Source organism: Mesorhizobium sp. M0491 (genome assembly GCF_040321265.1).
In the GTDB taxonomy this organism is placed as follows: domain Bacteria; phylum Pseudomonadota; class Alphaproteobacteria; order Rhizobiales; family Rhizobiaceae; genus Mesorhizobium.
The window spans coordinates 110,915-126,462 of record NZ_JAMYRE010000003.1; the positions used below are offsets into that span (position 1 = coordinate 110,915).

Annotated in this window: 15 protein-coding genes; 9 read left to right on the plus strand and 6 right to left on the minus strand. The window is 62.6% G+C overall.

From position 1 onward, the window contains the following. Window positions 1–14: 14 nt before the first annotated feature. The gene (locus tag NKI69_RS04400) at window positions 15–1,343 is read left to right on the plus strand and encodes a DNA polymerase IV (RefSeq protein ID WP_023810529.1); all 1,329 of its coding nucleotides are present in this window, start codon (window positions 15–17) and stop codon (window positions 1,341–1,343) included. On the opposite strand, the gene NKI69_RS04405 is transcribed toward NKI69_RS04400, so the two are convergent. Beyond that, entirely contained in the window at window positions 1,340–1,846 is a 507-nt protein-coding gene (locus tag NKI69_RS04405) for a hypothetical protein (protein WP_023810528.1), read from the minus strand. The genes NKI69_RS04400 and NKI69_RS04405 overlap by 4 nt on opposite strands. Before the next feature lie 196 nt (window positions 1,847–2,042). Here NKI69_RS04405 and NKI69_RS04410 point away from each other — a divergent pair, with 196 nt between their 5' ends. After that, window positions 2,043–2,924: a DMT family transporter gene (locus tag NKI69_RS04410; RefSeq protein ID WP_023810527.1), complete on the plus strand. Its 882-nt coding sequence runs from the start codon at window positions 2,043–2,045 to the stop codon at window positions 2,922–2,924. A 12-nt stretch (window positions 2,925–2,936) separates the two neighbouring features. Here NKI69_RS04410 and NKI69_RS04415 read toward each other — a convergent pair whose 3' ends face one another. The 4 genes from NKI69_RS04415 to NKI69_RS04430 form a co-directional block, all read right to left on the minus strand. Next, window positions 2,937–3,740 (minus strand): potassium channel family protein, encoded by an 804-nt coding sequence (locus NKI69_RS04415; protein ID WP_352440260.1) that lies wholly within the window; start codon window positions 3,738–3,740, stop codon window positions 2,937–2,939. A 67-nt stretch (window positions 3,741–3,807) separates the two neighbouring features. After that, entirely contained in the window at window positions 3,808–7,335 is a 3,528-nt protein-coding gene (dnaE, locus tag NKI69_RS04420) for a DNA polymerase III subunit alpha (RefSeq protein WP_023810526.1), read from the minus strand. A gap of 107 nt (window positions 7,336–7,442) precedes the next feature. Further along, entirely contained in the window at window positions 7,443–9,455 is a 2,013-nt protein-coding gene (locus NKI69_RS04425; protein WP_352720218.1) for an acetyl-CoA carboxylase biotin carboxylase subunit, read from the minus strand. An 8-nt stretch (window positions 9,456–9,463) separates the two neighbouring features. After that, entirely contained in the window at window positions 9,464–9,658 is a 195-nt protein-coding gene (locus NKI69_RS04430; protein WP_023810524.1) for a hypothetical protein, read from the minus strand. Between NKI69_RS04430 and NKI69_RS04435 the strand changes: the two genes are divergently transcribed. The 7 genes from NKI69_RS04435 to NKI69_RS04465 all read left to right on the plus strand — a co-directional run bounded on the left by NKI69_RS04435 (window position 9,657) and on the right by NKI69_RS04465 (window position 14,703). Beyond that, window positions 9,657–10,784: an S-(hydroxymethyl)glutathione dehydrogenase/class III alcohol dehydrogenase gene (locus NKI69_RS04435; RefSeq protein WP_352720220.1), complete on the plus strand. Its 1,128-nt coding sequence runs from the start codon at window positions 9,657–9,659 to the stop codon at window positions 10,782–10,784. The two genes, NKI69_RS04430 and NKI69_RS04435, sit on opposite strands and share 2 nt — an antisense overlap. 66 nt (window positions 10,785–10,850) lie before the next feature. Continuing rightward, window positions 10,851–11,420, plus strand: a complete 570-nt coding sequence (gfa, locus tag NKI69_RS04440) for an S-(hydroxymethyl)glutathione synthase (protein ID WP_023810523.1) — start codon at window positions 10,851–10,853, stop codon at window positions 11,418–11,420. 62 nt (window positions 11,421–11,482) lie between these two features. Continuing rightward, on the plus strand, window positions 11,483–11,755 hold the full coding sequence (locus tag NKI69_RS04445; RefSeq protein WP_128303376.1) for a hypothetical protein: 273 nt from the start codon (window positions 11,483–11,485) through the stop codon (window positions 11,753–11,755). Then, complete coding sequence (locus NKI69_RS04450) at window positions 11,752–12,222, plus strand: YaiI/YqxD family protein (RefSeq protein ID WP_023810521.1); 471 nt, start codon at window positions 11,752–11,754, stop codon at window positions 12,220–12,222. Before NKI69_RS04445 ends, NKI69_RS04450 begins: the two co-directional genes overlap by 4 nt. Window positions 12,223–12,253: 31 nt before the next feature. Beyond that, entirely contained in the window at window positions 12,254–12,931 is a 678-nt protein-coding gene (locus NKI69_RS04455) for a DUF1345 domain-containing protein (RefSeq protein ID WP_023810520.1), read from the plus strand. Between the two features lie 97 nt (window positions 12,932–13,028). Then, complete coding sequence (locus tag NKI69_RS04460; RefSeq protein WP_023810519.1) at window positions 13,029–13,910, plus strand: cytochrome b/b6 domain-containing protein; 882 nt, start codon at window positions 13,029–13,031, stop codon at window positions 13,908–13,910. A gap of 1 nt (window position 13,911) precedes the next feature. Continuing rightward, entirely contained in the window at window positions 13,912–14,703 is a 792-nt protein-coding gene (locus tag NKI69_RS04465; RefSeq protein WP_023810518.1) for a molybdopterin-binding protein, read from the plus strand. A 31-nt stretch (window positions 14,704–14,734) separates the two neighbouring features. On the opposite strand, the gene NKI69_RS04470 is transcribed toward NKI69_RS04465, so the two are convergent. Then, the gene (locus tag NKI69_RS04470) at window positions 14,735–15,532 is read right to left on the minus strand and encodes a maleate cis-trans isomerase family protein (protein ID WP_023810517.1); all 798 of its coding nucleotides are present in this window, start codon (window positions 15,530–15,532) and stop codon (window positions 14,735–14,737) included. Between the last annotated feature and the right edge of the window lie 16 nt (window positions 15,533–15,548).

The following is a 15,548-nucleotide window of genomic DNA, read 5'->3' on the forward strand; positions in this document are numbered from 1 at the left end:
CTTCTGTTCTCTTTATGTTCGCAGCGATGGCGGCCCCTGTCAACAATCCCGATCACGGTTTTTGCCGCGACTGCCTGATGTTTCAGCGCAGCCCGACGCGCCGCTGCGAGCGCTGCGGCAGCCCCCGGCTTGTGCGTCATCCCGAGCTTTACCGGCTGCATCTGGCCCATATCGATTGCGACGCCTTCTATGCGGCGATCGAAAAGCGCGACAATCCGGCGCTCAAGGACAAGCCGCTGATCATCGGCGGCGGCAAGCGCGGCGTCGTCTCCACCGCCTGTTACATCGCCCGCATCCAGGGCGTCCGCTCGGCCATGCCGATGTTCAAGGCGCTCGAAGCCTGCCCGGAGGCGGTCGTCATCAGCCCCAACATGGAAAAATACGTGCGCGTCGGCCGCGAAGTGCGCGCCATGATGCAAGCGCTGACACCGCTGGTCGAGCCGCTGTCGATCGACGAGGCGTTTCTCGACCTCGCCGGCACCGAACGACTGCACGGCCTGCCGCCTGCTGTGGTGCTGGCGCGCTTCGCGCAGGCCGTCGAGAAGGAGATCGGCATCACCGTTTCGGCCGGCCTGTCCTATTGCAAGTTCCTTGCCAAGATTGCGTCTGATTTTCGCAAGCCGCGCGGTTTCTCGGTCATCGGCGAGGCCGAGGCAGTCGGCTTCCTGGCGGCGCAGCCGGTGACCATGATCTGGGGTGTCGGAAAGGCATTCAACGCCACGCTGGAGCGTGACGGCATCCGCACTATCGGCCAGTTGCAGCAGATGGATCGCGGCGACCTGATGCGCCGCTACGGCACGATGGGCGACCGGCTCTACCACCTTTCGCGCGGCGAGGACGTCCGCCGCGTCGATCCCGACCAGGATGTCAAGAGCGTATCGGCCGAAACCACCTTCGACACCGACATCGCGTCGCTGGAGGAACTGATCGCGGTTCTCAGGGGTCTTTCGGAAAAGGTCTCGGCACGGCTGAAAAAGTCAGGCATTGCCGGGCGCACCGTGGTGCTGAAACTGAAGAGCCAGGATTTCAAGCTGCGCACGCGCAATCGCCAGCTCGGCGATCCGACCCGGCTCGCCGACCGCATCTTTCAGACCGGGGTGGAGCTTCTGCGCAAGGAAACCGACGGCACGAAATATCGGCTGCTAGGCATCGGCGTCAGCGACCTTTCGGACGACGACAAGGCCGACCCGCCCGATCTGGTCGACATCCAATCGCGCAAGCGCGCCATGGCCGAAGGCGCCATCGATGCCCTGCGCGACAAGTTCGGCCGCAAGGCGGTGGAAACCGGCTACACATTCGGCAAGGGCCGCGACGCCCATCCGCCGGAGCCGCTCGAGGATTAGGTGCGCTGCAGATCTATCCTGCTCGTCACCACGCTCTTGCCGGTTTTCGGGTCGGTGTCGATGACGGTCAGCCGCATGCCGTTCTCGCCGCGTTTCTCGACCTTCATCTGCGCCCTTCGGTCGCCATTGACCTCCTTGGCCCAGCGAATGCCCAGGTTGATCGCGTTGCCCGAACGGCTGCCGTTGAGCTGTGCCGGTCCCGTGCGAGAGCCGACATAGATGCCGCTGTATTTGGCGCCGCTGGCCTTCAGATCCGCGCTGATGGCACGCGTGACCACGACAAGCCCCCGGCAATTGCCGTCGAGCGACAGGGAGGTCGATGTCGCGTTCGAGCTGAACGTGCAGGACACGTTCACGGTCGGCGCATCGGTGGTGACCTTGACGATACCCTTGCCGGCGAAATTGCCCTTGAACGACTGGAGAAATTGCGTCTCGTCGGCATGTGCCGCGCCTGCCGCAACCAGTAAACCGCCGGCAAGCGCGAATTGCGCGAAGAATCTCATCGAAGCTCTCCCTGTCGATCTTCAAAAAGGCGGGACGGTCCGCCAGCACGGCTGACCATCGGGACTCAACGCCACTTGCCGTTTCAGGTTCCGCCCGCCACATGACTGTTTCACAACATCCAGCAGTCGCGACTGGCCCAGAAGAATGCCTTGCGTAGCGATTGCGGCAGAAGTCCTGGGCTGCGACATAGCGCGAATGGCACCCACACCCTCGATCCCCAAGGCCGCGTTCTGGATGGCGCTGTCGATCGCTTCCTTCCTTGGGATGACGGTCGCCGGCCGAGCCACGACAGCGGAGCTCAACGTCTTCCAGGTGCTGGAGTTGCGCTCTGTGATCGGCTTCTTCATCCTTCTGCCGCTGGTGATGACGAGTGGCGGCTTTCAAGCCATGCGCACGCGGCGCCCCATTGCCCACATCGCCCGCAACGTCATCCACTACACGGGCCAGGCGGCCTGGCTCTACGCCCTCACTTTGATCCCGCTGGCCGTGCTGATCTCGATCGAATTCACCACGCCGATCTGGACAGCTATCCTGGCGGTGATTTTTCTTGGCGAAAGGCTGAACCGAGCCAAGCTGGCAGCGATCGGGCTGGGGCTGATCGGCGTGGTGATCATCGTGCGCCCCGGTGTCGGCTCGGTCGATCCTGGACATCTCGTCGTGCTGGGTGCCGCGGCCTGCTTCGGCATCTCGGTGGTCACGATCAAGTCGCTGACCCGGACGGACAGCGTCGTGCGCATCATCTTCTGGATGCTGGTTATCCAATCGGTGGTCGGTCTCATCCCGGCGCTTTATACGTGGCGCAACCCGCCACTGGAGCTGTGGCCATGGATCATGCTGATCGCCTTCACCGGCATGTCGTCGCATTTCTGCATGGCCCGTGCGCTTGGTCATGCCGACGCGACCATCGTCTCGCCGATGGATTTCCTGCGCGTGCCGCTATCGGCACTGATTGGCTGGCTGCTCTATAGCGAGCAGATCGACGCCTTCACCGCCGGTGGCGCGCTGCTGATCCTGATGGGCAATCTGCTCAATCTTCAGCGCAGGCCAATGAAGCCGGCCGAAGTGGCGGCGTCGTAGTTCCGCCGGCCGTCAGTTCCCTTCGTCGGGTATGTTGAGGAGATGGCCGCAGGCTTTGCAATGCACGGCGTCCGGCTCGTGCCGCCGCAAGCCGCACTGCGGACAGGGAAACAAAACCTTGGCTGGCCGGAAGATCGCCTGAGCCAGTCTGACAAACAGCGATATGCCGATGATCATGGTGACGATTGCCGTCAGCTTGCCGGCCATGCCCGGCAGCACGATGTCGCCGAAGCCGGTCGTCGTCACCGTGGCGACGGTGAAATAAAGCGCGTCGATATAGTTCTCCAGGCCGGCGCCAGTGCGGAAGAAGAACGTGTAGACGAAGCCGGTGATGACAAACAGGAAGGTCAAGAGGTTGATGACCGCGTGGCTGGCCTCGCGCCACGGCCGCAGGCCGCGCATCTCCAGATGCCGCCAGAGCGAACCGCTGCGCGACAGCGACCACAGCCGCAGGATGCGCAGGAAGGCGAGATTGGCGAACGCCGTCGGCATCAGCAGCGTCAAAAGGATGAAGACATCGACCCACGACGTCGGCTGCTTCATCAGCCGCAGCATGTTTTTGGAGGCAAGCAGCCGGGCGACCAGGTCCGCGGCGACAAGCGCGGCCGCCGAATAGTCGAGCCAGAGGAATGACGGCTTGTCCTGAAGAACCGGCGTCGCGATGAAGAAAGCGATGATGGCGAGGTCGATGACGACGGCCACCAGTTGGAACCGGAAAGCGGCCGGCGTGCGCCCATGATAGAGCCTGCGCAGCCTGTCACGCAGCCGCGCCAAGGTTGAAACCGTCTGCGACCCGTTCCTCTGTGCCGGCTTCATGCTGACTGCGCTGGCGTTCGCGGCAGCGACCGCCCGGCTGATTGCCGCGCGCGAGAAAGAGCGGGGGTCACACCAACTCCACTTCGACCACGCCCGGCACCGCGCGCATCGCCGAGGCGATCTGCGGCGAAATCCGGTAGCGGTTCGGCAGCTCGATCTCGATTTCCCCCTCGCCCTCTTCCTTGATCAGCACGAAGCTGACCTGGCCTTCGCCCCTGACGGTCAGTTGGCCGGCCAGCGTGTTGATCGGCGAGGCGTTGCGCACGAAAATGCGAAGTGCCTTCTGGATACGGCTTGCCTCGTCCTCCAGCGACTGCACTGAGTTGATGCGCAGATTGACGCCTTCCGGCCTGTCCTCGGCGGCAACGGTGATGACCACGGAGCGGCCGGCCTCGAGCAGATCGCGATATTGCGCCAGTCCTTCGGAAAACAGCACGGCTTCGTACTGGCCGGATGTGTCAGAAAAGGCGATAACGCCCATCTTGTTGCCGGTGCGCGTCTTGCGCTCCTGCTTGGACGTCACCGTGCCGGCCAGACGGCCGGCGGCGGCACCGCGTTTGACGGCCGCCGAAAACTCGGCCCACGTCTGAACCCGCATCTTCTGCAGGGCCGCCTTGTACTCGTCGAGCGGGTGCGCCGAGAGATAGAAGCCGACCACCTGGAATTCACGGTGCAGCCGGTCGGCGGCGAGCCACGGCTCTGTCGCCGGCAGATTGAGTGCCTGCGACTGGGCGCCGAGCGAAGCGCCGAAGATGTCGTGCTGGCCGGAAACCGCATTCTGCTGCGCCAGCGACGCCAGTCCCATCATGCGCTCCACGCCCGCCATCATCGACGCGCGGTCGTGGCCGAAGCAATCGAGCGCACCGGCCATGATCAGGCTTTCGAAGACGCGCTTGCCGACAATCTTGGGATCGACCCGCTCGCAGAAATCAGCAAGGTTCTTGAACGGCCTTTCCCCACGTTGGGCAACGATGTGTTCGACCGCCGCGTCGCCGACGCCTTTGAGCGCCGCCAGCGAATAGTAGATGCGGTTCTCACCGACCTCGAAGGGGCGAAAGCTCGATGTCACCGACGGCGCCAGAACCTCTATGCCGAGGCGTAGCGCGTCCTGGCGGAAATCGGCGAGCTTGTCGGTGTTGCCCATGTCGAGCGTCATCGACGCCGCCAGGAACTCGACCGGATAATGCGCCTTGAGATAGGCGGTCTGGTATGAAACCACCGCGTAGGCGGCGGCATGCGATTTGTTGAAACCATAGTCGGCGAACTTGGCCAGCAGGTCGAAAATGAAGTCGGCTTGCGGCTTGCCGACGCCACGCTCGACAGCGCCGGAGACGAAGCGCTCGCGCTGCTTGTCCATCTCGGCGCGGATCTTCTTGCCCATGGCGCGGCGCAGCAGATCGGCTTCGCCGAGCGAGTAGCCGGACAGCTCCTGCGCGATCTGCATCACCTGTTCCTGGTAGACGATGACGCCTTGCGTCTCCTTCACCAGATGGTCGATCTTGGGATGGATCGACGCCATCTCCTCCTCGCCATGCTTTCTGGCGTTGTAGGTCGGAATGTTCTCCATCGGACCGGGGCGGTAGAGCGCGACCAGCGCGATGATGTCCTCGATGCAGTCGGGCCGCATGCCGATCAACGCCTTGCGCATGCCGGCGCTTTCCACCTGGAACACGCCGACCACTTCACCGCGCGACAGCATGGCGTAGGTGTCGGGATCGTCGAGCGGGATCGTCGCCAGATCGATCTCGATGCCGCGCCGGCGGATCAGCTTCACCGCCGTCTCCAGCACGGTCAGCGTCTTCAGGCCGAGGAAGTCGAACTTCACCAGTCCGGCCTGCTCGACATATTTCATGTTGAACTGGGTGACGGGCATGTCCGAGCGCGGATCGCGGTACATCGGCACCAGTTCCGACAGCGGCCGGTCGCCGATGACGATGCCGGCGGCGTGCGTCGAGGCATGGCGGTAAAGGCCTTCCAGCTTCTGCGCCATATCGAGCAGCGTCTGGACGATCGGCTCCCTCTCGGCCTCTTCGGCAAAGCGCGGCTCGTTGGCGATGGCGTCAGCGAGCTTGACCGGATTGGCCGGGTTCTGTGGCACCATCTTGGAGAGCTTGTCGACCTGGCCATAGGGCATCTGCAGCACACGGCCAACGTCGCGCAGCACGGCGCGAGCCTGCAGCGTACCGAAGGTGATGATCTGGCCGACCTGGTCGCGACCGTATTTCTGCTGGACGTAGCGGATGACCTCCTCACGTCGATCCTGGCAGAAGTCGATGTCGAAGTCGGGCATCGACACGCGATCGGGATTGAGGAAGCGCTCGAACAGAAGCGAGAAGCGCAGCGGATCGATGTCGGTGATGGTCGTCGAATAGGCGACCAGCGAGCCTGCGCCCGAACCGCGGCCCGGCCCGACCGGAATGCCCTGAGCCTTCGCCCATTTGATGAAGTCGGCAACGATCAGGAAGTAGCCGGGAAACTTCATCTTGGTGATGATGCCAAGCTCGAAGTTCAACCGCTCGCGGTATTGCTCGACCGTATAGCCGGCGGTTGGGCCATGCATGGCGAGGCGCGCGTCGAGCCCCTCATGCGCCTGGCGGGCCAGTTCGTCGGCTTCCGCTTGCACCGCGGCGTCATTGTCGGCGACATCGCCGCCGGTGAAGCGCGGCAGGATCGGATTGCGATTCCTGGGATAGTAGGAGCAGCGCAGCGCGATCTCGACAGTGTTGTCGATCGCCTCCGGCAGATCGGCAAAGAGCCGCGCCATATCGGCCTGGCTGCGCAGGAAATTGTCCGGCGACAGCCGGCGACGATTGTCGGCGGCGACGACCGATCCCTCGGCGATGGCGATCAGCGCGTCATGTGCGTCATAGTCGTCACGAGAGGAAAAGAACGCCTCGTTGGTGGCGACCAGGGGCAGTTCATGGGCATACGCCAGATCGATCGAGGATTTTTCGATCACGCGGTCATAACCGGAAACCCGGTCCAACTCGACATAGAGCCGGTCGCCGAACATCTCCTTGAGGGTCAAAAGCCGGGCTTCGGCCAGGTCGCGGCGATCTTCCTTGAGCGCGGTGCCGATCGGTCCGCGCGGCCCACCGCTGAGGCAGATCAATCCGTCACAATAGCCGTCCATCATTTCGGTGGTCAGGTGCACGGCTTCGCCCGGCGGCGTTTCGAGGTAGACGCGGCTAACCAGCCTGACCAGATTGGAATAGCCGGCTTCGGTCGCGGCGAGCAGGACCACCGGCCGCATATCCGGGCCCTGCCGCCTGCGGTCGCGCTGGCCATCGCTGTTTTCGCCGGAAAAGGCGAGCGCCGTCTGACAGCCGATGATCGGCTGGATGCCGTCCTTCACCGCCTTCTGCGCGAATTCCAGTGCGCCGAACAGATTGTTGGTGTCGGTGACGGCGATGGCCGGGGCTTCGTCCTTGACCGCGTGAGCCACCACCTTGCCGATCTGCAAGGCGCCTTCCAGCAGCGAATAGGCCGAATGCACGCGCAGATGGACGAAGGGCCGCGCCGGGGCCTCGGGCCGCGCCGCAGCAATCGCTGCTTCGCGCTTCAGGGGATCGCGGGGAAGTTTTTCGTCGGCCATGGTGCTGTGTGAAGGTCCTTGAGTCGATGGAGATGTATTGTCCGGGACCGCGCGATGCCAGTCCAGCACAAACCGCTGCTGATCACAGGCTGCCGGCCCGGCCAGCCTTACGCAAACTCCATGATCACCGCATCCACGGCCAAGCTGTCGCCTGGCTTGGCGTTGAGTTTGGAGACGACAAGGTCGCGTTCAGCACGCAGCACGTTTTCCATCTTCATCGCTTCGACCACCGCCAATGTCTCGCCGGCCTTGACCTCCTGGCCTTCGGCAACGGCAATTGACACGACAAGGCCAGGCATCGGGCAAAGCAGCAGGTTCGACGTGTCCGGCGCCACCTTTTCGGGCATCAGCCTTTCCAGCTCGGCGGTGCGCGGCAGCATGGCGCGCGCGGTCACCGACATGCCTTTCCAGGCTATGCGAAAGCCGTTGGCAACCGGCCTGACCTGGGCCGTAACCTTGCGCTTGCCTACCGTGCCGCGCCAGATCAGATCGCCCGGCCGCCAGTCTGATGCAACGGTCAACGCCCTGCCGCCCTCGATCGACAGATCGATTTCCATCGGAATGGAAATCATGCCCTCGATAATCGACGCCGACAGATAGTCATCGCCGATCTTTACCACCCAGTCGCGCTTCAGAGCTCCCGAATGCGGCGCCAGCCGCCCGCCCAGCCGGTCGAGCCGGTCACGGCGCAGCAGTTCCACCGCGGTCGCGATCGACGCCAGCACGGCCTTCTCATCGTCGTTCGGTACGACCGGCGCGAAGCCGTCGGGATATTCCTCCGATATAAAAGCGGTCGATATCCGCCCTTCCCGCCAACGCGGATGCTGCATCAAGGCGGCCAGGAACGGAATGTTGTGCTCGATACCGTCGACGACGAAGCTGTCGAGCGCTTCCGACATGGCATCGATGGCCTCCAGACGCGTCGGCGCCCAGGTGCACAGCTTGGCGAGCATCGGATCGTAGAACATCGAGATTTCGGAGCCTTCGGTGACGCCGGTGTCGTTGCGGATGACGACATCGCCGAATTGTCCTTCCTCAGGCGGCCGGTAGCGCGTCAGTCGGCCGATCGAAGGCAGGAAGTTGCGGTAAGGGTCTTCGGCATAGAGCCGGCTTTCCACCGCCCAGCCGTTCAGCTTGATGTCGCTTTGCTTCAGGCCAAGCTTTTCGCCGGCGGCGACGCGGATCATCTGCTCGACCAGATCGATGCCGGTGACGAGCTCCGTCACCGGATGCTCGACCTGCAATCGTGTATTCATTTCAAGGAAATAGAAGTTCTTGTCCTTGTCGACGATGAATTCGACCGTGCCGGCGCTCTGGTAATCGACGGCCTTGGCCAGCGCCACCGACTGCTCGCCCATGGCCTTGCGTGTCGCGGCGTCCAGGAAGGGCGACGGCGCCTCTTCGGCGACCTTCTGGTTGCGTCGCTGGATCGAGCATTCGCGCTCGCCGAGATAGAGCGCGTTGCCATGCGCGTCGGCCAGCACCTGGATTTCGATATGGCGCGGATCGACGATGAATTTCTCGATGAAGAGACGATCGTCGCCGAACGAGCTCTTGGCTTCCGAGCGCGCGCGGTCGAAGCCGTCGCGCACTTCGGCCTCGCTCCAGGCGATGCGCATGCCCTTGCCGCCGCCGCCGGCCGAAGCCTTGATCATCACGGGATAACCGATCTCGCCGGCGATCTTTTCGGCATGGTCGGCATTCTCGATGACGCCGAGCCAGCCGGGCACGGTGGAAACCTTGGCGGCGTTGGCGAACTTCTTCGATTCGATCTTATCGCCCATCGCCTTGATCGCCTTGGGCTTCGGGCCGATGAAAATGATGCCTTCCGCTTCCAGCGCTTCGCAGAAAGCCGCCCGCTCGGACAGGAATCCGTAGCCGGGATGCACGGCCTGGGCTCCCGTTTCCTTGCAGGCGGCGATGATCTTTTCCGGGACGAGATAGCTCAGCGCGGCTGGCGAAGGCCCGATATGCACCGCCTCGTCGGCCATCTCGACATGCACGGCATCGCGATCGGCATCGGAATAGACGGCAACCGTGGCGATACCCATCTTGCGCGCCGTCTTGATGACGCGGCAGGCAATTTCGCCGCGATTGGCGATCAGGATTTTCGTGAACATGCGAAATGTCATCCCCTCGGGTCGGCCGTTCCTTTTATGGCCTGTGCTTGCAGGGTCAAGCCGACCATGCAATTCACTGCCTTCCAATCGATCTGCGATTCCAATTCACCGCTGTGGACCAGTCCTGGCACCAGGTTCCGGTTGATCGTGTCGATAAAACCTGAAACCTTGGAAAAAAATTCGCATTGGAGGAACTGCCCCATGAAAACCCGCGCCGCTGTCGCTGTCGCCGCCGGAAAGCCGCTGGAGATCATGGAGGTCGATCTCGACGGCCCACGCGAGGGCGAGGTGCTGGTCGAGATCAAGGCGACCGGCATTTGCCACACCGACGAATTCACGCTGTCTGGCGCCGATCCGGAAGGCCTGTTTCCAGCCATCCTCGGCCATGAGGGCGCCGGCGTCGTCGTCGATATCGGCAAGGGCGTCACCTCGCTCAAGAAGGGCGACCACGTCATCCCGCTCTATACGCCCGAATGTCGCCAGTGCCATTCCTGCCTGTCGCGAAAGACCAATCTGTGCACGGCCATCCGCGCCACCCAGGGCCAGGGCCTGATGCCCGATGGTTCATCGCGCTTCTCGATCGGCAAGGACAAGGTCTTTCACTATATGGGCTGCTCGACTTTCTCCAATTTCACCGTGCTGCCCGAGATCGCGCTGGCCAAGGTCAACCCCGACGCCCCCTTCGACAAGATCTGCTACATCGGCTGCGGCGTCACCACCGGCATCGGCGCTGTGATCAACACCGCCAAGGTCGAGATCGGCGCCACCGCCGTCGTCTTCGGCCTCGGCGGCATCGGCCTCAACGTGATCCAGGGCCTGAAACTTGCCGGCGCCGACATGATCATCGGCGTCGATTTGAACAACGACAAGAAGGAGTGGGGCGAGCGGTTCGGCATGACGCATTTCGTCAATCCGAAGGAGATCGACGGCGATGTCGTGCCCCACCTCGTCAACATGACCAAGCGTGGCGCCGACCAGATCGGCGGCGCCGACTACACATTCGACTGCACCGGCAGCACCAAGGTGATGCGCCAGGCGCTGGAAGCCTCGCATCGCGGCTGGGGCAAGTCGGTCGTCATCGGCGTCGCCGGCGCCGGACAGGAGATTTCGACAAGGCCGTTCCAACTGGTCACCGGCCGCACCTGGATGGGAACCGCCTTCGGCGGCGCGCGCGGCCGCACCGACGTGCCCAAGATCGTCGACTGGTACATGGACGGCAAGATCCAGATCGATCCGATGATCACCCACACGCTGAAGCTCGAGGACATCAACAAGGGGTTCGACCTGATGCATGAGGGCAAATCGATCAGAAGCGTCGTCGTTTACTGAGGAAGACCACAAACCGCCGACCAACGGCCAGCGACCCCTGTGGTTCACAACTGGGAGGAGAAAAGAATGGCGGAGAAACTGCATCCGAAAATCGACAATGGCTTGCCGAAGGAAAGCGCAAGCTTTGCCGGCGGCACGCTGGTCTGCGCCTGCACCAGCAAGCCGGTGAAGGTGAAGGTCAAAGGCCAGATCGCCCACAATCACGCCTGCGGCTGCACCAAATGCTGGAAGCCGGAAGGCGCGGTGTTCTCAGTCGTTGCCGTGGCCGGCACCGGCGACGTCACCGTCACCGAAAACGGCGACAAGCTGAAGGTGGTCGACCCCTCAGCGCTGATCCAGCGCCATGCCTGCACCGGCTGCGGTGTCCACATGCACGGGCCGGTCGAGCGCGACCATCCGTTCAAGGGCCTGTCCTTCATCCATCCCGAACGCTTCGAAGAGGACGGTTGGTCGCCGCCGGGCTTTACCGCCTTTGTCTCATCGATCATCGAGTCCGGTGTCGATCCGAAGGGGATGGACGGCATCCGTTCGCAGCTGAAGACAATCGGGCTGGAGCCCTATGACTGCCTCAACCCCGGCCTGATGGATTACATCGCCACCTGGACGGCGAAGAAGTCCGGAGCGCTGCCGGCCTGAACGATTGCGGGCTGGACCTTCCTGGTCCGGCCCGCACCAGCCGTTCGAAAGCTTGCAAAGGCATGGTCATAATCCGCATCAAATTTCGCGACGGGCAAGCGTCAGGTATCCACCGCATTCGCAATTTCGGCGAAGACCTCTGGCGAACATTTCGCGACAACAAACGCGTCAGCATCGACCTCGGCGAAATCGATAGATGCATTGACGAGATCACATTCAGCGCCCGAGGCCCGTATGTGAAGAGAGCGGTGAAAGAAGCCGAAATGCTGATGCGCGAACATATGGTCGACAAGGAAGCCGAGATCGTGGTCGAAGACGGCACCACCCAAGCATGAGCGAACTCCCCGCCATTCTCGTCGATGCAGACGCCTGCCCGGTCAAGGCCGAGGTCGAAAAAGTGGCCGACCGGCATGGCGTCGTTGTCACCTACGTCTCCAATGGCGGCCTGCGGCCATCGCGCGATCCGATGATCCGCAATGTCGTGGTCTCCAAGGGCGCTGATGCCGCCGACGACTGGATCGTCGACAATGCACGCACCAACGACATTGTGATCACCGCGGACATTCCGCTGGCCGCCCGCGCGGTGGCGCTCGGCGCCCATGTGCTTGGGCCAACGGGGCGCCCCTTCACTCCGGAAACGATCGGCATGGCGATGGCGATGCGTGACCTGAAGCAGCATCTGCGCGAGACCGGCGAAAGCAAGGGCTACAATGCCAGCTTCGCGCCACAAGACCGGTCGCGGTTTCTGGGCGAACTCGACCGCATCTTGCGGCGGGCGCTCAAATCCGCCACACCAGACTAGAAACCGAGCGCCATCCAAGGTTGGAACCGACATGGCTGCCGAAACCCCGGTGAAGTCTCCCATTCAGCGCCACATGCTGTTCGCTGTGTCGGCCTGCGTTGGCGTTTTTGCGCTTCTCGTGGCGTTGCTGCTGCACGCCCCGCTTGCCTATTCGATCGGCGCCAACGCGTTCTTTGCCGCCTATGTCATTCTCGTCGTCGCCCAGATGCCGAAGTTCACCGGCAGGTATCTGAGCAGGAATGCGCGTGCCACGGACCAGCCTGTGCTGGTCATCTTCGCCGTGACGCTTGTCGTCGTCGGCGTTGCCGTTATCTCATTGTTCCTGCTGATCAATCAGAAGGACAGAAGCCATCCCGTCGAGCTCACCTTCGCGCTGCTGTCGATCCCGCTCGGCTGGTTCACCATCCATGCCATGGCAGCGCTCCATTATGCCCATGTCTACTGGATGGACGGCGATGCGGTGGATGCCGAGACCAGGAAGAAAATCCCGGTCGGCGGACTGCTGTTTCCGGGCGACAAACGGCCGGAGGGCTGGGATTTCCTGTACTTCTCGACGGTGATCGGCATGACCGCACAGACTGCCGATACCAACATCTCGACAACGCATATGCGTCGTGTCGTGCTTGTCCATTCCATCCTGTCGTTTTTCTTCAACACGGTCATCGTCGCCGCTGCCGTCAATCTCGCCGTCAGCCTGGGCGGTCCGTAATAAATCCGTGATCGGATGAAACATCGGTTTGGATCGCGACGTATCAGGAGGACAATGAACGCGCAGGCCATGCCGCGAGGCCGGGAGACGAAAGACGATGGAATCCGTTGCCAGAAGCCAATCCGCCGCCGATCCAGGCGCTTCTGCGTCGAACGACAAAACGCTGATCTACCGGCAGTCTCGCTGGACGCGGTTGACGCATTGGCTCTGGGCCATCTCCTTGTTCTTCATGCTGCTGTCAGGCCTGCAGATCTTCAATGCCCGTCCGCAGCTCTATATCGGCAAAGAATCGGGCTTTGACTACAACAACACCATCTTCGCCATCGGCGCTGAGAATTCCGACGCGGGTCCGCGCGGCTACACGGAAATCTTCGGCAAGCGCTTCGACACGACTGGCGTGCTCGGCTGGTCGGGTCCGGCCGGCCAGGAGACATCCCGCGCCTTTCCATCCTGGGCGACCATCCCGTCCTACTATGATCTCGGCACCGCGCGCGTCATCCATTTCTTCTTTGCCTGGATACTGACCACGACGTTGATCGTCTGGTTTGTCGCCAGCATCGTGAACGGCCATCTGCGGCGCGATCTCGCGCCACGCCTCGACGATTTGAAGCGATTGCCGCAAGACATCGTCGACCATGCCAAGCTCAAATTCCACCACGCGCGCGAATACAACACGCTGCAGAAGATGGCCTATAGCGGCGTGCTGTTCGTGCTGTTGCCGCTGATGATCATCACCGGCCTGGCGATGTCGCCGAGCATGAATTCGGTGCTGCCGTTCCTCAACGATCTGCTCGGTGGCCGGCAGACGGCACGCACCATCCATTTCACCGTCATGGTGCTGCTGGTCGCCTTCTTCGTCGTCCATATCCTGATGATCCTGGCCGCCGGCCCGATCAACGAACTGCGCTCGATCATCACCGGCTGGTATCGCACCGATCCTCCCGCACAGGACGACAAACCCGTCGAGAGGAATGCCTGACATGGCAAAATTCCAGATCAGCCGCCGCAAATTCCTGACCGGTGCCAGCCTTGGCGTCTCCGGCATCATGCTGTCGGGCTGCGACGCCTTCGACAGTCAGCTAGGTGTTGGCAGCGGCCTGCGCAGTTTTCTCGAAAACGCCAATGACCTGACATACCGGGCACAGCGCCTGCTTGCCGGACGTGACGCGCTGGCGCCGGAATTCACCGAGGCCGACATACGCCAGCCGCAGCGGCCGAACGGTGTCACCGCTCCCGATGACGATGTTTACAAAGGCCTGCTCGCCAACAATTTCGCCGACTGGCGTCTGGAAGTGACGGGTCTCGTCGAAAAGCCGCTGTCGCTCAGCCGCGAGCAGCTTCAGAACATGCCGAGCCGCACCCAGATCACCCGCCATGACTGCGTCGAAGGCTGGAGCTGCATAGCCAAATGGACCGGCACCCCGCTGTCGCTGGTGCTGGACCAGGCGGTGGTCAAACCACAGGCGCGCTATGTCATGTTCCATTGCCTCGACACGATCGACCGCAGCCTGTCGGGCGACATCAAATATTACGGCAGCATCGACCTGATCGATGCCCGTCACCCGCAGACGATCCTCGCCTATGGCCTGAACGGCAAGCCGCTGCCGGTCGAGAACGGCGCGCCGCTGCGGGTTCGCGTCGAGCGCCAGCTCGGCTACAAGATGCCGAAATATCTCTACAAGATCGAGTTGGTCGATGGCTTCGCCACAGTCGGCGGCGGTCGCGGCGGCTATTGGGAAGACAATGGCTACGACTGGTACGGCGGGATCTGAGCTGCACACCGCAAATCCGGCTCTGAAGATGCTAGCCTAGCGAGCGGCGAAACAGTTCGCCCTTTTCGGCAATCTGCTCACCAATGCCGCCGAGCCGCAGCATGTGCCAGGCAAGGGCGTGATTGCTCGAGGTTACCGGTTTCCCCAGTTCCTTCTCGACCTCCTCGATGATGCGGGCAACGCGCATGCTGGTGCAGGAAACGAACACCGCCTCACAGTCGCTCGACGCACCGATTTCCAAGATGGCCTGCTTGACCGACGCCGGCGTGATGCGTGCAACGACATTGTCGTCCGCCTCGTTGAAGGAGCCCATGACCGGAATATCCATACCCCGCGCCATCAGCGATGCCCGCAGGGAATGATTGATTTTTGCCAAATAAGGGGTGAGCAACGCGATCCGCGAAACGCCCAGGGCCTTCAGCGCCGCCCGCGCCGCCGTCACCGGGTTGGTCACTTGCACGCCCGGCAGCACCTCGTGAACGCGTTCGGCGACCTTGTCCTCGCCGATAACCAGCGCTCCCGAAGTGCAGGCAAAGCCGATCACATCGAACTTGACGTCCGGCAAGAGCCCGACCGTTCCCGGGATGACGGCCGACATCTTCATCAGGTTTTCAGGCGTGATCTCGACATCGCTGTAGAGCCGCGCCTCGTACAGCGCGATGGCGCGCGCGGGCAGCGCATAGCGGAATTCATCCTCGATGGTCTGGTCGGTCCGAAGGACGAGCAGGCCGAGATTGGCGCGGGTGCCGATGCCGTCGTCGGTCGTGAAGGGAATGTGTTCCTTGTCGAGGACAAGCGTGTCGTCGGCGCGGCTAAGCGGGGCGTCCATGGCACAGTCCCCTTCC